This window comes from Chitinimonas naiadis (assembly GCF_054780835.1).
Genome location: NZ_BAAGVO010000004.1, coordinates 232006 through 248871, shown reverse-complemented (window position 1 = coordinate 248871; position 16866 = coordinate 232006). Strand labels below are relative to the sequence as shown.

General features: G+C 60.6%; 13 protein-coding genes. 4 read left to right on the top strand and 9 right to left on the bottom strand.

Annotated features, from left to right (window positions below; all coding sequences use genetic code 11):
• Positions 1-136: 136 nt before the first annotated feature.
• The 3 genes from ACYVHK_RS07055 to yjgA form a co-directional block, all read right to left on the bottom strand.
• Positions 137-1753 (bottom strand): acyl-CoA synthetase, encoded by a 1617-nt coding sequence (locus ACYVHK_RS07055; RefSeq protein ID WP_460529051.1) that lies wholly within the window; start codon positions 1751-1753, stop codon positions 137-139.
• Between the two features lie 107 nt (positions 1754-1860).
• Complete coding sequence (gene mog, locus ACYVHK_RS07050) at positions 1861-2430, bottom strand: molybdopterin adenylyltransferase (protein WP_460529049.1); 570 nt, start codon at positions 2428-2430, stop codon at positions 1861-1863.
• Positions 2423-3007, bottom strand: coding sequence for a ribosome biogenesis factor YjgA (gene yjgA, locus ACYVHK_RS07045; protein ID WP_460529047.1), 585 nt, complete (start codon positions 3005-3007; stop codon positions 2423-2425). The genes mog and yjgA overlap by 8 nt, the downstream gene beginning before the upstream one ends.
• Positions 3008-3140: 133 nt before the next feature.
• Here yjgA and pmbA point away from each other — a divergent pair, with 133 nt between their 5' ends.
• The 3 genes from pmbA (at position 3141) to ACYVHK_RS07030 (ending at position 7654) form a co-directional block, all read left to right on the top strand.
• Positions 3141-4490 carry a metalloprotease PmbA/TldD family protein gene (pmbA, locus tag ACYVHK_RS07040; protein ID WP_460529045.1) on the top strand — a complete coding sequence of 450 codons (1350 nt, stop codon included), beginning with the start codon at positions 3141-3143 and terminating at the stop codon, positions 4488-4490.
• 166 nt (positions 4491-4656) lie between these two features.
• Positions 4657-6309, top strand: coding sequence for a DUF1800 domain-containing protein (locus ACYVHK_RS07035; protein WP_460529043.1), 1653 nt, complete (start codon positions 4657-4659; stop codon positions 6307-6309).
• Between the two features lie 10 nt (positions 6310-6319).
• Complete coding sequence (locus ACYVHK_RS07030; protein ID WP_460529041.1) at positions 6320-7654, top strand: DUF1501 domain-containing protein; 1335 nt, start codon at positions 6320-6322, stop codon at positions 7652-7654.
• 96 nt (positions 7655-7750) lie between these two features.
• On the opposite strand, the gene ACYVHK_RS07025 is transcribed toward ACYVHK_RS07030, so the two are convergent.
• Genes ACYVHK_RS07025 through ACYVHK_RS07015 form a run of 3 tightly spaced genes read right to left on the bottom strand, consistent with a single transcriptional unit; the run spans position 7751 to position 13566 of the window.
• Positions 7751-9163 carry an outer membrane factor lipoprotein domain-containing protein gene (locus ACYVHK_RS07025; RefSeq protein ID WP_460529039.1) on the bottom strand — a complete coding sequence of 471 codons (1413 nt, stop codon included), beginning with the start codon at positions 9161-9163 and terminating at the stop codon, positions 7751-7753.
• Positions 9153-12323 (bottom strand): efflux RND transporter permease subunit, encoded by a 3171-nt coding sequence (locus tag ACYVHK_RS07020; RefSeq protein WP_460529037.1) that lies wholly within the window; start codon positions 12321-12323, stop codon positions 9153-9155. The genes ACYVHK_RS07025 and ACYVHK_RS07020 overlap by 11 nt, the downstream gene beginning before the upstream one ends.
• A gap of 13 nt (positions 12324-12336) precedes the next feature.
• Entirely contained in the window at positions 12337-13566 is a 1230-nt protein-coding gene (locus tag ACYVHK_RS07015; RefSeq protein WP_460529035.1) for an efflux RND transporter periplasmic adaptor subunit, read from the bottom strand.
• A 266-nt stretch (positions 13567-13832) separates the two neighbouring features.
• Here ACYVHK_RS07015 and ACYVHK_RS07010 point away from each other — a divergent pair, with 266 nt between their 5' ends.
• Positions 13833-14513: a TetR family transcriptional regulator gene (locus ACYVHK_RS07010; RefSeq protein ID WP_460529033.1), complete on the top strand. Its 681-nt coding sequence runs from the start codon at positions 13833-13835 to the stop codon at positions 14511-14513.
• 8 nt (positions 14514-14521) lie between these two features.
• Here the strand turns inward: ACYVHK_RS07010 and ACYVHK_RS07005 are convergent, their stop codons facing one another.
• The 3 genes from ACYVHK_RS07005 to ACYVHK_RS06995 all read right to left on the bottom strand — a co-directional run bounded on the left by ACYVHK_RS07005 (position 14522) and on the right by ACYVHK_RS06995 (position 16789).
• Positions 14522-15469 (bottom strand): D-2-hydroxyacid dehydrogenase, encoded by a 948-nt coding sequence (locus ACYVHK_RS07005; RefSeq protein ID WP_460534030.1) that lies wholly within the window; start codon positions 15467-15469, stop codon positions 14522-14524.
• Between the two features lie 135 nt (positions 15470-15604).
• On the bottom strand, positions 15605-16378 hold the full coding sequence (locus ACYVHK_RS07000; RefSeq protein WP_460529031.1) for a DUF2189 domain-containing protein: 774 nt from the start codon (positions 16376-16378) through the stop codon (positions 15605-15607).
• Between the two features lie 81 nt (positions 16379-16459).
• Positions 16460-16789, bottom strand: a complete 330-nt coding sequence (locus ACYVHK_RS06995) for an FKBP-type peptidyl-prolyl cis-trans isomerase (protein ID WP_460529029.1) — start codon at positions 16787-16789, stop codon at positions 16460-16462.
• Positions 16790-16866: the final 77 nt, after the last annotated feature.

The window sequence follows — 16866 nt, the reverse complement described above, 5'->3', positions numbered from 1 at the left end:
CATGATCAAGCCTGAGGTCGGCGCGATGGGGCAGGTAAAAATACCGGTGCGGTTTTTCGGGGTATCTCGACAGGCCAAAGGTGAGTGACCAGGGGATCACCCCCTGGTTGTCATTCAGATCAACCGGGCGGGCCGGCTAGCTATCACCGGCGCGTTTACGCAGCTCGTACTTCTGGATCTTGCCGGTTGCGGTCTTGGGCAGCTCACCGAAGACAACATGACGCGGCACCTTGAAGCCCGCCATATGCGCCTTGCAGTGCGCAATGATCTCGTCCGCTGTCACCTGGCTGCCGGCCTTCAGTTCCAGAAAGGCGCAGGGCGTTTCACCCCATTTCTCATCCGCCTTGGCAACCACGGCCGCCGCCAGTACCGCAGGGTGCCGATAGAGCACATCCTCGACCTCCACGCTGGAGATGTTCTCACCACCGGAGATGATGATGTCCTTGCTGCGGTCCTTCATCTTGATGTATCCGTCCGGGTCCACCACCGCCAGGTCGCCGGTGTGGAACCAGCCGCCGGCAAAGCTTTCCCGCGTGGCTTTCTCGTTCTTGAGATAACCCTTCATGCAGATATTGCCGCGAAACATGATCTCGCCCATGGTTTGCCCATCTTGGGGCACTGGTTGCATGGTGTCGGGATTGAGAACGGTGATGCCATCCTCCAGATGATAGCGCACCCCTTGTCGAGCGTTGAGACGAGCCCGCTCGCCGATATCCAGACTATCCCACTCAGCCTGCTTGGCACAGACGGAGGCCGGACCGTAGACCTCGGTCAGGCCGTAGACATGCGTCAGGTCAAACCCCATCTGCTCCATGCTCTCTATCATCGCAGCCGGCGGTGCGGCGCCAGCGACCATGGCATGCACCACATGGCTGATGCCGGTCTTGAGGTCAGCCGGTGCGTTGCACAGCAAGTTGTGCACGATGGGGGCACCACAGTAGTGGGTGACACATTCGGTGCGTATCAGGTCGAAAATCTGCTTCGCATCCACCTTGCGCAGGCAGACATTGACGCCGGCCCGCGCTGCGACGGTCCAGGCAAAGCACCAGCCATTGCAATGGAACAGGGGCAGGGTCCAGAGGTAGACCGCGTGCTTGGGCATATCCCATTCCAGGATATTGCTGACTGCGTTGCTGTAGGCGCCGCGGTGATGGTAGACCACGCCCTTGGGGTTGCCGGTCGTGCCTGAGGTGTAATTCAGGCAGATGGCATCCCATTCATCTGCGGGCGGCTGCCAGAGGTACTCAGGATCACCTGTATCCAGGAAAGCCTGGTATTCCAGTTGGCCAATGGGCTGGTTGCCGCCCGTGTATTCGGCGTCATCGACATCGATGACCAGCGGCTGCACCTTGGTGCGCGCCAAAGCGAGTCTCACGATAGGGGCAAACTCCCGGTCAACCAGGATGGCGCGGGCCTCGCCGTGATCCAGCATGAAGGCGATGGCCTCGGCATCCAGCCGGGTATTGAGAGTGTTGAGCACGGCGCCCGACATGGGAACCCCGAAATGGGCCTCCACCATGGGCGGCGTGTTGGGCAGCATGACGGCTACCGTATCTCCTTTGCCTATCCCGGCTCTGGCGAGCGCCGAGGCCAGCCGGCGGCAGCGTGCATAGGTATCGCGCCAGCTCTGGCGCAATGGGCCATGCACGATGGCGACTCGGTCAGGGTAGACCTGCGCTGTCCGCTCAATGAAGCCGAGCGGACTCAGCGGCGCATAGTTCGCCGGGTTCTTGTCCAGACCTGTTTCGTACACCTTGAATCTCCTCGATCGTGGGCGGAGGACAAACTGGCTTCCCGGCTGGCAGCGTGCATGGGGACAGGTAACCACCGGATGGGGCAGGGTGGTATCCGGTCCCGGGTTTATTTTTTGGGACGGAAAGCCTTCACTCTTGCTTCATGCGTCTCGATATAAGCCGCACCAATCAAATCCAGGCAATACGGTACTGCCGCAAAAATGCCTGGCACCAGCACCTTGCCGTCAGCATCACGCAGCCCTTCCAGGGTCTCCTTGATAGCCTTGGGCTGGCCTGGCAGGTTGAGTATCAAGGCCTGTTTGCGTATCACGCCAACCTGGCGGGACAGGATGGCTGTCGGCACGAATTTCAGGCTGATCTGTCGCATCTGCTCACCAAACCCCGGCATCTCGCGGTCCGCGATGGCCAACGTGGCATCGGGCGTGACATCGCGTGGGGCGGGACCTGTGCCGCCCGTCGTCAACACCAACCCGCACTGCTCATCGTCCACCAGGGACTTGAGGGTGGCTTCGATCAAATCCTGCTCGTCGGGTATGAGCCGGGTCACCGTCAGGAAAGGCGTGCTGATGGTGGCACCGAGCCACTCCTGCAGCGATGGTAGGCCCTTGTCTTCATACACACCCGCGCTGGCCCGATCACTGATCGAAACCAGGCCGATCAGCAGGGGCTTACTCATCGTCCTCTTCCTCGTCCTCCACGGCACCGGGTACCAGGGCAGGCGCCGGGTAGATCTCTTTCAGGAACTGGAACAGGCTACGGTAGTGCTTGGGCGGTTTCTGCGCGGCGCGCTCGGCTCGGGCATTACGTATCATTTGTCGCAGCTGCTGGATATCGACCTCGGGATGTTCGCTGATCAAGGCGGCGACGGCCTTGTCATCGGTCAATAGTTCTTCACGTGTGCGCTCGATCTGATGCAGCCAGGCAGTTTGCTGGTCATTGTCACCACGCAGGCTGTCGAGCAGGGCGCGGATGGGGGCGGGATCAACCTCGCGCATCAGCTTGCCGATGTACTGTCGCTGCCGCTTGATGGCGCCATTGGCGGTGATCTTCTGCGCATCCTTGATCGCAACCAGCAAGGCTTCCGGCAGATCCAGCTTCTTCAGCTGCATCTTCGAGAGGGCAATCAACTGCACGCCCAGATCCTGCAGCGCCTCCACGTCGCGCTTCATTTGCGACTTGCTGACGTATTCAATCTCGTCGTCGCCGTCAAAATCGGCGGCGGAATCGGGTTCGGTATAGGGCGTGCGGGACATGGCAACAGGCTTGATATGTAGTACGGGCTGATATGATACCGGACGCTTGCCCTGCTCAAGCAAGCAACTTCCGTGCGGCGGATTTATCCTGCAAGCTGAGCCGCCAGATATTCACCTTTTCATCGAGATGCCCGTGAGCCAATCCGTCGATTCCGGTTTTTCCTATAGCCAGGCCGCCTTGCGCGAGCTGGTCGAGAATGTTCTTGCCGATGCCAAGCGCCAAGGGGCCAGCAGTTGTGACGTCGATGTCTCTGAAGGCGTTGGACAAAATGTCAGCGTGCGCCTCGGTGAAGTGGAGACCATCGAATACAACCGGGACAAGGGCGTCGGCATTACGGTCTACTTGGGTCAGCGCAAAGGGCACGCCAGTACCTCTGACTTTTCTGCTGCGGCGCTAAGCCAGACAGTCAGCGCAGCGCTCGCCATTGCCCGCTATACCGCAGAGGATGAGGCCGCGGGTCTGGCCGACCCGGAGCGCCTTGCCACCCAGTTTCCTGACCTGGACCTCTATCACCCCTGGGCATTGCCCGTCGAGGTGGCAATTGCGCTGGCGCAGCGCTGCGAAGGGGCTGCCCGTGCAGTTGACAGCCGTATCAGCAACTCCGAAGGCGCGACGGTATCGAGCCACATCGGCCAGTCTGTCTACGGCAACTCGCATGGCTTCATCGGCCCGAGCGTCAGTTCCCGGCATTCCCTGTCTGCCTCCATCATCGCCCAGCAGGGCGAGGCCATGCAGCGCGACTATTGGTACAGCGTGGCCCGTGCCTCGAACGACCTGGAGGATGCCGAGTCGATCGGCCGAAAGGCCGGTGAGCGTGCCATCGCCAGATTGGGGGCACGACGTATCAAGACTGGCGACTATCGTGTGCTATACGACCCCAGCCTTGCGACGGGCCTGATCGGTCACATGGTCGCAGCCGTATCGGGTGGCAGCCTGTATCGCAAGGCCAGCTTCCTGCTCGACTCCCTTGGCAAGCCCGTATTCTCGCCCATCGTGCAGATTGTCGAGGATCCCTTCCTGCCCCGCGGCATGGCGAGTTCCGCCTTCGATGCCGAAGGCGTGGCCTGCGTAAAACGGGATCTGGTCACCGACGGCGTATTGAACGGCTGGTTCCTGGGCAGCTACTCGGCACGCAAGCTGGGTATGCAAAGCACCGGCAACGCCGGTGGTAGTCATAACCTCCTGGTTGCCCCGACCGCCGGCGGCTTTGATGACATGTTGCGGCAACTGGGTACCGGCCTCTATGTCACCGAACTCCTGGGGCAGGGTATCAACGGTGTGACCGGTGACTACTCCCGTGGTGCAGCAGGCTTCTGGGTTGAAAATGGCCAGATTGTCCACCCGGTGGAAGAGATCACCATCGCCGGCAATCTCAAGGATATTTTCATGTCTATCGTTGCTATCGGTTCGGATGTCGAACTGCGGGGCAGCAAGCGTGTGGGCTCCATACTAATCGAGCGCATGACCGTCGCTGGCATATAAGCGATTGATTTTTCATAGGTAAATCGCTGCCTTGCCTACACAATTTGTGTCAATTTTGTGTATTTTTATGTCTTTGTCATTGTATTTTCTGCGCGCCTAGGTAACCTAGCAGGATCATTAGGACCGGAAGGTGGGCAGGGCGATGCGAGGGCTGGGACTATCGAGCATGCTGATAGCGCTATTGGCGCTATCCGCTTGTGGCGGCGGCTCGGGCGACAGTGGTGGCAGTACGCCGACAACACCACCGCCCGTACCACCTCCTGGTGCGAGCATGACGGAGCCGGATGCTCTGCGCCTGCTGGAGCAAGCCAGTTTCGGCCCGACGGATACCAGCCTGGCCGAGTTAAAGCAGCTTGGTGCCGCGGCCTATCTCGATAGCCAATTCGCGCAAGCCGCCAGCAACTACCAAGGTTTCGTTTTCTTCGATTCCAACTCGAACATAGGCTGTCCGACCGGCGCCCCCAGCACCTGCTTCCGCGACAATTACAGCCTGTTCTATCTGCAGCAGCGCTTCTTCCAGAATGCGATCAGTGGCAAGGACCAGTTGCGGCAGCGGGTCGCATTCGCGCTGTCGCAGGTACTGGTCACGTCCGGCTTCGATATCCGCCAGCCCTATGCCATGGCGGCCTATCAGAACATCCTGCTGAACAACGCCTTCGGCAATTTCCGCGACGTCTTATATGAGGTGACGCTCAACCCGGCCATGGGCGACTACCTGGACATGGTCAATAACGACAAGCCCAATCCGGCTCGCGGCACGGAGCCCAATGAGAACTACGCTCGCGAAGTCATGCAGCTCTTCTCCATAGGGGTCTGGAAGCTCAATCCGGATGGTAGCCAGCAACTGGACAGCAAGGGGCAAGCGATACCGAGCTACGACCAGGACGTGGTCGAGGGATACGCCCATGCCTTTACGGGCTGGACCTATCCGCCCAGACCCGGTGCCAATTCAAAATGGACCAATCCGCGCAACTACGAGGGGCGCATGGTGGCATTTGCGGATCACCATGATGCCGCAGCCAAGATACTGCTTGACGGTCGCCAGTTGCCGGCCGGGCAGGGGCCTGAACGGGATTTGAACGATGCGATCGATAGCCTGTTCAATCATCCCAATGTCGGTCCATTCATCGGCCGCCAGCTGATTCAGCAACTGGTGACCAGCAATCCGAGCCCCGCCTACATAGCCCGGGTCAGCGCCGCCTTCGCCAACAACGGCCAGGGTGTCCGCGGTGATATGAAAGCGGTGCTGCGGGCCATCTTGCTGGATATCGAAGCCCGAGGAGACCGGCATGATGAGCCTTCCTACGGCAAGCTGCGCGAGCCGGCCTTGTTTGCCAGCAACCTGCTGCGCAGCCTCGGCGGTAGTTCCGATGGTGTCTACTTGCGGTCGCAGAGCGCAGCCATGGCGCAGGATGTCTACAGCCCGCCCTCGGTGTTCAACTACTACCCGCCGGACTACCCCTTGCCGGCAAGCAGCTTGCAAGGACCGCCGTTCGGCATCTACGACGCAACGACCGCCTTTGCCCGTGCCAATTTCGTCAATGCGGTGCTGGCCCAGAATGGCATTGCGGCCGACAGCTCCGTCGTTGGCAGCTACGGCACGCGCATCGACTGGGCGCCCTGGATCGCGCTGGCGGGTGACAGCAACAAGCTGCTGGATCGGGTCAACCTGCTGCTGTTCCACGGTGCAATGCGCGACGACGTGCGCGCGACGATCAAGCAGGCAGTGGATAGCGTAGCCGCAACGGATGGTTATGGCCGCGCACGGGCCGCCATCTATCTCGCGGTAACGTCACCGCAATTCCTGATCCAGCGCTGAGGTGACCACCATGACAATGACCCGCAGGCAACTGCTGAAAAGCACCGCCGCCCTGGCCATGTTGCAACAGATGAGCCGCCTGGAAGCGCTCGCGGCCCCCTTGGCCGGCAGTGACTATCGTGCGCTGGTATGTATCTTCCTGTTTGGCGGCAACGACAGTAATAACACCATCATCCCGACCGACGCCGCAGGCTATGCGGCTTACCAGAAAGCGCGCGGTGACGCCGCCAATGGCGGGCTCAGCCTGGCGCAATCGAGCCTGGTTGGTCTGCCCGGCGTCAATTTCGGCTTGCATCCCAGCCTGGCGCCGCTCCTGCCCATATGGAATGCAGGCCATCTCGCGCTGCAGTTCAATGTTGGAACGCTCAATCGCCCAACGAGCAAGGCTGACTATGCGAATGCAGCCAATCGCCCGCAGAATCTTTTTTCGCATTCCGATCAACAGGCGCAATGGCAATCGTCCATCAGCAACGCCCCTACCCGCAGCGGCTGGGGCGGCCGGATTGCCGATCTGGCAGGCAGCAACGGCACCTTGCCCTTGATCATTTCAACCGGTGGCAATGCGCTCTTTGCGGTGGGCAACAATACGACGCCATTGGCCATTCCGGCCAACGGTACGATAGGGCTCAATGGTTTTGGCAGCAACCCTCTGGGTAATCCACTCTACACCGCCATGACCCAACTACGTGGCATGGATGGCGGGAATGGCCAGGTGCAGGCGGCCGCAGGAACGATGAACCGTGCGGTGGCGGCCAGCTCCGCCTTGTCGTCCACCCTGACGGGGACATCGCCGGTTGCCAGCTTGTTCGCCGGCCAGAACAACAGCGTCGCACAACAGTTGCACCAGGTCGCCCGGCTGATCGCAGCCCGGCAGACACTAGGGGCGAGCCGGCAGATATTCTTTGTCTCGCATGGTGGCTACGACACCCATTCCGATCAGCTCAATCGTCAGGCCAGTCTGTTCGCCCAACTCGGACCGGCGCTGAAATCCTTTTACGACGCATTGGGTCAGCTTGGCGCACTCAACCAGGTGACAACCTTCACCCAGGCCGACTTTGCTCGTACCTTGAAGCCGGCTTCGGGCGGTGGCAGCGACCACGCCTGGGGCGCACACCATCTGGTCATCGGCGGATCGGTCAAGGGCGGCACCTATGGCACCTTCCCCAGTTTGCTATTGGGCGGTCCGGACGATGTCACCAACGAGGGGCGCTGGCTGCCAAGCACCTCGGTCCATCAGTACGGTGCGACGCTGGCCAGTTGGCTGGGCGTGGAGGCGGCGGATTTGCCGGCCGTCTTCCCGGGCTTGGGTGCTTTTGCCAAGACCAATATGGGGTTCATGCGCTAACTCCCCCGTCGCTGGCGGGCTTCCAAGGCCGGACACCAAAGTAAAAAGGCCGTTTGCTCTATGGGGCAAACGGCCTTTTCTGCACTTGCTACCGGCTTACTCGGATTGCGCCAGCGTCTGCGCGCTCCAGCCACCACCCAACGCCTGGTAGACCGTCACCAGGGCATCAAGACGTTCCTGCAAGGCGCTGACACGGTCACGCTCTGCTGCCAGGCGGTCACGTTCGGCATTCAGCAGGTCGAGATAGCTGTTTACGCCAGCCTGATAACGTTTCTCTGTCAGTTCCTTGACCCGGTTCTGACCGTCAGCACGCACCTGGGTCGCCACCAGGGCTTCCCGGGCAGCACGGTGGCCAGCCAGGGCAGCGCGAGCATCTCCGTAGGCGGAGCGAGCTGCCTGTGCGTAGGCGATCTCAGCCTGGTCACGACTGGCCTTGGCGCTATCCACCTGCGCACCGACCTTGGCAAGCCCGACCAGCGGTTGCAGCAAGGCGCCACCCAGGTTCCAGGTCTTGGCTGGTGAATCCAGCAACGAACCCAGCGACGTGCTCTCGCCACCCAGGAAACCGGTCAACGAGAAGCTCGGGAAGTAGCGACGCTTGGTCTCGGCGAGACTGGCTTCAGCAACAGCCAGCTGCGCCTCGGCGCGGCGTACATCCGGGCGACGGGTCAGCAAGTCCGCTGGCAGACCGGCCGGAATCTCCGGCGCGTTGACCAGCTGTGCCAGACCATTGCCACGCACCACACGACCTTCGACGACTTCCTTGGGCGTGCGTCCGAGCAGCACGGACAAAGCGGTTTCCGCTTGCTCACGGGCGGCGACCGTACGGGGCAGGGCGGCAGCGACGCTGGCCTGTTCCACTTCAGCCAGTTTCAGCTCGTAGTCTCCCGAGGCACCCACCGCATAGCGCTTCTTCTGCAGGCCAAGCGCCTCGTTACGGGTCGCCAGGGTTTGCGTCAGCAAGGCTTCGTTGGCATCCAGCGCCAAGAGCGCAAAGTAGCTCTTGGCGGTTTGGGCGGCAACGGCTGCTCGCGTGGTCTCACGAGCATACTGGCTGGCCAGCACGCTGGCCAGTGCCGCGTCCTTTGCCTTCCAGACACGTCCCCACAAGTCCACTTCGTAGGACATGCTCAGGCCGCCATTGTAGACAGTGCTGGTCCCGCCCTGGCCAGGTTGGCTGGTCACGTCGCTTGGATTGCGACGTGTGGCATTGAGACCCACGTTCACGTCAGGCAGCAGGGCAACCTTGGCTTGCGTCAATACCGACTTGGACTGATTCACGCTCTGCAACGCGGTCATGATGTCCGAGTTGTGGGCGAGGGCTTCCTCCACCAACGCCGTCAGCGTCGGGTCGTCGAAGCGCTTCCACCAGTCGGCCAGTTCCGCCGGGGCGGTCTCGGCCTGGTGGGTCGGCAGCTCAAACGTCGGCGGCGGCGTCGTTGCGCAACCAGCCAGGCCTGCCGCCACCAGCAGGACCAGCAGCGTCGGCTTCATCAACTTACTTTTCATCGTGATGGACTCCTTCAACGATGCCATATTCGCTCTCAGACTTCGGCGGCGTCAGTTCTTCCGGCGTGGTCGACAGTTTGAGGGCGGTAATCAGCTTGTAGAACAGCGGCACAAAGAAGATGGCCAGGAAGGTCGCCGCCAGCATGCCGCCAACCACACCCGTACCCACCGATGTACGCGCACCAGCACCTGCACCGTGGCTGATAGCCAGTGGCAATACACCCAGGATGAAGGCCATCGACGTCATGATGATAGGGCGGAACCGCAGGCGAGCAGCCTCAATGGCGGCAGCCGCGACCGGGTAGCCCTCGTGATGCTTCATCACCGCGAACTCCACGATCAGGATGGCGTTCTTGGCCGCAAGGCCTAAGAGCGTCACCAGGCCGATCTGGAAGTACACGTCATTGGTGTAGCCACGCAGCTTCACGGCCAGCAGGGCGCCGAAGATGCCGAACGGCATGGCCAGCAACACCGAGAAGGGCAGGGACCACTTCTCATACTGTGCCGCCAGGATCAGGAACACCATGACTGCAGCCAAGGCCAGGGCAATGATGGAGGCGCTCGATACCTTCTTTTCCTGGAAGGCCGAACCGGTCCACTCGTAGTCCACGTCCTTGGGCAGCATCTTCGCCAAACCTTCGAAGGCGGTGATGGCCTGGCCGGACGAGTAGCCCGGACCGGCATTGCCTAGCAGCTTCACCGCGGGCAGGTTGTTGTAACGATCAACCGTATCCGGACCCGCGGTGTATTCCACCTTGGCAAAGGCCGACAGCGGCACCATGGCGCCACGCTGGCTCTTCACGTACAGATTGCCGATATCCTCAGGGCGCTTGCGGAACGGTGCCTCCGCGCTCATCAGCACCTGCCAGGCACGACCATACTTGTTGAAGTCGTTCACATAGTAGGTACCCAGCGTGCCAGCCAAGGTGTTGAAGGCATCATTCAGCGGTACGCCCAGGGCCTTGGCACGGTCGCGGTCCACGTTTACATACAGCTGCGGCGCGTTCGGCTTCCACAAGGTCTGCAGACCACCGCCACCGGCCAGTACCGGGTCGGCATGTGACGCACCAACCAGCGGTCCCATGGCTTCCGCGAGCTTGCGAGCCCCGCCTTCACCACGGTTTTGCAGGTACACCTCGAAACCACCGGTGTTGCCCAGGCCGAAGATGGCTGGCGGGTTGAAGGCCAGAACCAGGGCTTCCTTGATACCCATGGTCTTACCAAACAGCTCACCGACCAGCTGCTGGGTCGTGACCGTGCGTTCATCCCAGTGCTTTTGCGTTACAAAGATCGTTGCGGCGTTGTTCTTGAAGCCACCACCGATGAAGTCCATGCCCGAGAAGGCAAGCACGTGTTCGTTGGCAGGGTTCGACTGAATGGCCTTGATAACCTCGGAGACGACCTTGTCGGTACGCTGCAACGAAGCACCGTCCGGCAAGAAGATCGCGCTGATGTAGTAACCCTGGTCTTCATCCGGCACCAGCGAGGTCGGCGTGATCTTGAACAGGCCTGCCGTCAGCGCCACCATGCCGAGGAACAGGAAGATACCCAGCAGCGAACGCTTCATGAAGAAGGTCACGCCACTGATGTAGTGCCCGGTCATGCGGTGGAACCAGTCGTTGAACCACAGGAAGAACTTGGCCGTCTGCTTGTGTTCGCGCTTGAGCATCAGCACGCACAGGGCAGGGGTCATGGTCAGCGCGACAATACCGGATAGCACCACGGCGATCGAGATCGTCACCGCAAACTGGCGATACAGCTCACCGGTCAGGCCGCCCAGGAAGGCGATAGGTACGAACACCGCGCACAGCACCAGCACGATGGCGATCACCGGGCCAGTCACTTCCTTCATGGCCAACAAGGCAGCTTCACGGGCCGGCAGATGCTGCTCGTGCATGATCCGCTCGACGTTCTCGAGCACCACGATCGCATCATCCACCACGATACCGATGGCGAGCACCATGCCGAACAAGGTCAGGGTGTTGATCGAGTAACCCAGCAGATGCAGACCCGCGAAGGTACCGATCAGCGAGACCGGCACTGCCAGAGTCGGGATCAGCGTCGCACGCCAGTTCTGCAAAAACAGGAACACCACGATGAACACCAGGACCATGGCTTCGCCCAAGGTCTTCACCACTTCGTGGATGGATACCTTCACGAAACGCGTGGTGTCGTAGGCGACCGAATAGGTCATGCCCGGCGGGAAGCGCTCGGACAGCCGCTTGATCTCGGCCTTTACCGCGTCGCCCACGTCCAGCGCATTCGAACCCGGCTGCAGGAACACACCCATCAGCACGGCAGGCTTGCCGTTGTAGGTACCGTTGAAGTCATTGTCCTTGGAACCGAGTTCCACGCGAGCAATGTCCTTCAGGCGCAACTGGCTGCCATCGGCGTTCGAACGGATGATGATGTCCTCGAACTCCTTTTCGCTTGCCAGACGACCCTTGGCGGTCACGGTGTAGACCATCTCCTGACCACCGCCATTCGGCGTCTGGCCAATCTTGCCGGCAGCGAACTGAGCGTTCTGCTCAGCCAGTGCGGCAGCCACTTCCGGTACGGTCACCTTCAGTTGCGTCATGCGGTCCGGTCTGATCCAGATGCGCATGGCGTAGTCCTTGGCACCAAAGATCTGCACGTTGGTCGTGCCGGGGATCTTCTTGATGTTGTCGAGGACGTTGAGGGTGATGTAGTTGGAGGTGTACAGGTCAGTGTACCGGCCATCAGGCGAGTAGAAGGCCGTCACTGTCAGGAAGGCGGAAGAACCCTTCTCGACGGAAACGCCCTGGCGGCGTACCTCTTCAGGCAGGCGGGCATCCGCCTGCTTGACCCGGTTGTTGATATTGACCGCAGCTTGGTCCGGGTTGGTACCGATCTCGAAGGTGGCCGTGATTTCCACCGCGCCGTTCGAGGTCGACGTGGAAGACATATACATCATGCCTTCCACGCCGGTGATCGCATTCTCCAGCGGAGCCGCGACTGTTTCGGCAATGGTTTCTGCCGAGGCGCCGGGATAGAAAGCCCGGACCGTCACCACGGGTGGTGCGATTTCAGGATACTGCGCGATTGGCAGGGCACGCATCGCCGCCAGACCCGCGAGCACCATGAAAATGGAGATCACGAAGGCGAAGATCGGCCTGTCTATAAAGAAACGGGAGAACATCTAGCTATGCTCCTTACTTGCCGGCCGGTGCGCCCTGGGGGGCGGCTGCGGCCTTGGCGGCTTCCTCGGGGGTCATCGGCACGATGGGCGCGAAGGGGAAGAAGATACGTGCGGTACCATCGACAATGACCTTGTCGCCAGCGACGAGGCCCTGCTTGATCACCCAGCCGTTCTGATCCTGACCATCCAGCTTGACCCATTCACCGGGTACAACAGGCTTGGGCACGGCCACGGCCTTGCCATCCTTGTTGCCGACGACGTAGACGAACTTGCTGTCCGCATTGCTCAACACCGCACGTTGCGGCACCGCGATGCTATTCGGCCGCACCGCACCGGTCAGGATCACGCGCACGAACATACCCGGCGTCAGGTCACCCTTGGCGTTGGAGAACAAGGCACGGCTGGCGTAGGCACCGGTATTGGCATCGGCCTTGTAGTCACCGAAGTTCAGCTTGCCGGATTCCTTGATCAGTTCACCGGCGCTGGTCTTTAGCTTCACGGTGTAGCCACCTTCCGGCAGCTTCAGCGTACCGGCGGCCACATCGCTCTGGACACGGGCACGGTCCGCTTCCGACAGGGCAAAGTTCACCTCCATCGGATCGGTCTGTGCCATCGTGGCTAGCAGGCTATCGCCTTGGGCGTTGGCCAAGCTGCCTTCAACCTTCAATGCACGGCCGACCATACCGCTGATCGGGGCACGCACATCGGTGTAGCCCAGATCGATATTGGCGGTCTTGGCCTGAGCCTGAGCTGCCTTCAAGGCTGCCTTGGCAACATCATAGGCGGATGCCGCGTTGTCGAATTCCTGCTGACTGACTGCCTTGGCCTCAATCAATGGCTTGAGGCGGTTGAAGTCCCGCTCGGCCTGTTTGAGACGTGCCTCGGCCGTGGTGACATTGGCGTCCGCGGCAGCTGCTGCAGCAGCAAAGGGGGCCGGATCGATACGGAACAGCGTCTGGCCTGCCTTGATATGGCTGCCTTCTTCATACAGGCGCTTGTCGATGATGCCGGTGACGCGGGCGCGGATTTCGACCTCGCGCGAGCCGTTGGTTTGGCCCGGATATTCAAAATCAACATGCACATCGCCAGGCGTAACCGTGGCGTACGTCACTTGAGCGGGCGGCATTCCGCCGCCGCCGTGTTGTTGTCCCTGGCCACAGGCGGCCAACAGACTGGTGAGAATAATGGCCGGAGCCAGGCGCAAGGCATGGGTACGGTTCAAGGTAAGGCGTGAGGCGGGCATGGATAAGTCCTCGCGATGCAGAAAAATATGGGGCGTGTGGCCCGGCAGGATCGATGCGTATCACCCGGGCAGACTGCAAGCATAGAAAGCCTTGCGATGCATCGCCAGTTTGTGATTTGTATGTGACAGGTGCTGCGTTTGCCCCAAACGACGCCGGCCGGATTTGACGTTGAGGCGAATTTTAGATACATACACGTATGTTTGTAAACACTGCTGACGCAGGGGTTATTAAACCCGCACTGCCCAGGACAACGTAAAATCGAAAAATGGTACGCAGAACCAAGGAACAGGCAGCAGAAACCCGCGAACAATTGCTCGATGCAGCGGAGCGGGTTTTTTGCAGCAAGGGTGTGGCACAGACCACACTGGACGATATCGCACGCGAAGCGGGGTTGACCCGTGGCGCGCTCTATTGGCATTTCAAAAACAAGACCGATCTGTTCTCCGCCATGTGTGATCGGGTTTCCCTGCCCATGCAGGCCATGCTCGATGCCAGTGTCGCCGAGCCGCATAACGACCCGCTAGGCCGCCTCAGTCGCGACGGCGCAAAGATATTGCGCCAGGTCTCCGAGGACCCTCGCACCATGCGCGTCTTCGAGATCCTGATGTTCAGGGTGGAATTGAACGATGTGGTGCAGAATGTATTGGCGGCAGAGAAGGAGCGGGGCCAGCATTGCCGGGCACAACTGACCGAGATACTTCGCTCGGCCCAGGCCTTGGGGCAGATCCCTGCCCATGTTGACTGCCAATTGGGCGCCTATGCCCTTAATAGCTATATGGTGGGCTGCATCCATGAATGGCTGGAGTATCGCGAGTTCAACCTCGCTGATCGCGCCGAATGGCTGATGGATACCTTCATGGCCGGCCTCAAGCATGCGCCACCCATGCCAGCAGGCATGAATGCGCTCCCAGCCTGTCCGGGTCTGGCGCCGCTATCCGCCAAATAAGGGCAGGATCACGCCACCTGGTTGCGAGGCTGGCCGGCGGCCCAAGCTTCTATATTGTCGATCAGCTGCGATGCCAAGCCGCTCATGGCCTCGTGACTGGCCCACCCTACATGCGGCGTCACGATCAAATTGTCGAGCTGGGCATTGAGTAGCGGAGAATCCGCTTTAGGCGGCTCTTCCTTCAGCACATCCATCCCTGCACCACCCAGCTGGCCCACCTTCAAGGCAGCAAGCAAGGCCGCTTCATCGACTATGCCGCCGCGCGCGGTGTTGACCAGTACGGTGCCCGGCTTCATCAAGGCCAGCTCTGCGGCACCGATCAGTCCTCGTGTCTCATCATTCAAGGGGCAATGCAGGCTGATCACATCAGCCTGCTGCAAGCCGGTCTCAAAGCCAACGTAGCCCGGTCGAACCTCCTTGCTTGAACGTCGCTCGGCAAACAGCACCTGCATGCCAAACGCCCGGGCCAGCGATGCTGTCCGTTGCCCTAGTGAGCCAGCACCGATAATCAGTAGCGTACGGCCATTCAGATCGCGAATCGGCGCACCGAAAAGGCAGAAATAGGGCGAGTTCTGCCAGGCGCCGCTAGCGACATCGCGCCGATAGGCCGGCAGGCTGCGCATCAGAGCGAGTATCAGCATCATGGCGTGCTCGGGCACGGCACTGTCGGCATAGCCGCGGATATTGCTGACCAGAATGGCGCGCGCGCTGGCGGCATGCAGATCAATATTGTTCACACCGGTCGCCGCTACCGCGATGAAACGTAATTTCGGCAGTGCGGCAATCGTCGTGGCATCAAGCACCACCTTGTTGCTGATTACCACGTCAGCATCCTGACAGCGTGCAAGCACCTCTGCCGGCTCCGTGGCATCGTATTCCAGCCAGTGGTGAGCCAGGGCAGGGCGACGGACAGCGACAGGCAGGCTGGCCCTGTCCAGGAAGACGATATTGAGCATGGTGGATTCGCGAGTGATGACGATGAGCGACCGAGAGCGGTCCACACTGATTATCCGGCAAGGCCCGCGGGCTGTCTGCACGCAAGGGGAAGGGACAAACGACCCGTCCCTGCCCCAGGCGTGGATGCGCAACCGCTATTCGATCAAAGCTCGATAGGCATGCCAGGTGGCATGGCCTACCAGCGGCGCGGTCACGATGATGCCAAGCCCCCATGTTGCAAACCCCAGCAACACCAGGCTGACGATCAGCAGGCTCCATACCGCCATGCAGACCGGATTGGCGAGCACGACACGTACGCTGGCAAAAATCGCGGTGAACGTATCGGTATCGCGATCAAGCATCAGGGGGATGGAAACCACGGATAGTGAAAACGCCAAACCGGCAAAGGCCGCACCAGACCCGAGCCAGATCACCAAAAAAGTCAGGTTTTCCTCGGTCATGAAACGTGGCGAGAGGATGAGGTCGAGGCTGGGCAGGTTCTCGGTAAAGAACAGCGCAAAGATCACGACCGATACCCGCATCCAGCCCGCGACCAGCAAGGTCAACAGCAGAGCAAACAGACCTATGCCGCCGATGTTGTGCCGGAAGGCGGTGAAGGTTGGCAGCAGGCGTACCCGCTCAACGGTTTCATGTAGCTTGCTGATTTCATACAGTCCCAGGCAAGCAAAAGGCCCAGCCAGCAAAAAGGCCGTGATGAGCGTGATGGTTTCTTCGGGAGAATGGGCAAACAGCAGCTTGATGGCCCAGCCCATCGCCACAAAAGCCACGCCATAGAACAGACTGCCGTGCGGCATGGCGCGCATGTCGTTCCAGCCCAGCTTCAGCCACGACAAGGGGGTATGCCAGGGAAGGTCGCGGACACGGGGGTTGAGCGGCATCGGGGCCGACTCGTCGAGCAATTCCGCCATAAGGTGTCTCCTCGTTATTGTGGGCGGTGATTGAATCGAACATAAAACAATGGCGATCCGAAGATCGCCATTGCTGGGGGCTTATTCCAGGCCAAGCAGCTCCACTTCGAAGACCAGAACGGCATTCGGAGGAATTACGCCACCGGCACCGCGGGCACCATAGCCCATGGCTGGTGGGATGGTCAGCTTGCGTACGCCGCCAACCTTCATGCCTTGTACGCCTTGGTCCCAGCCTTTGATGACGTGGCCAGCGCCCAGCGGAAAGGAGAACGGAATGCCGCGATCCTTGCTGGAGTCGAACTTGGTGCCATCGGTCAGCCAGCCGGTGTAATGCACGGTGGCTTCCTGGCCCGCCTGCGCTTCGGCGCCTTCGCCAGCCTGGATGTCTTCGATGATGAGGGTGTCTGTCACAATCAGTTCCTTGCTTATGGGGTTTGACCTGTCAAATCTACCTCATTAAGCGGGTACGAAGCGATAGCAACGTCGCT

Coding starts and splice junctions, on each gene's coding strand:
- mog (WP_460529049.1), bottom strand. CDS start 2,430: ATGAGTAAGCCCCTGCTGATCGGCCTGGTTTCGATCAGTGATCGGGCC.
- yjgA (WP_460529047.1), bottom strand. CDS start 3,007: ATGTCCCGCACGCCCTATACCGAACCCGATTCCGCCGCCGATTTTGAC.
- ACYVHK_RS07035 (WP_460529043.1), top strand. CDS start 4,657: ATGCTGATAGCGCTATTGGCGCTATCCGCTTGTGGCGGCGGCTCGGGC.
- ACYVHK_RS07030 (WP_460529041.1), top strand. CDS start 6,320: ATGACAATGACCCGCAGGCAACTGCTGAAAAGCACCGCCGCCCTGGCC.
- ACYVHK_RS07025 (WP_460529039.1), bottom strand. CDS start 9,163: ATGAAAAGTAAGTTGATGAAGCCGACGCTGCTGGTCCTGCTGGTGGCG.
- ACYVHK_RS07020 (WP_460529037.1), bottom strand. CDS start 12,323: ATGTTCTCCCGTTTCTTTATAGACAGGCCGATCTTCGCCTTCGTGATC.
- ACYVHK_RS07015 (WP_460529035.1), bottom strand. CDS start 13,566: ATGCCCGCCTCACGCCTTACCTTGAACCGTACCCATGCCTTGCGCCTG.
- ACYVHK_RS07010 (WP_460529033.1), top strand. CDS start 13,833: ATGGTACGCAGAACCAAGGAACAGGCAGCAGAAACCCGCGAACAATTG.
- ACYVHK_RS07005 (WP_460534030.1), bottom strand. CDS start 15,469: ATGCTCAATATCGTCTTCCTGGACAGGGCCAGCCTGCCTGTCGCTGTC.
- ACYVHK_RS07000 (WP_460529031.1), bottom strand. CDS start 16,378: ATGGCGGAATTGCTCGACGAGTCGGCCCCGATGCCGCTCAACCCCCGT.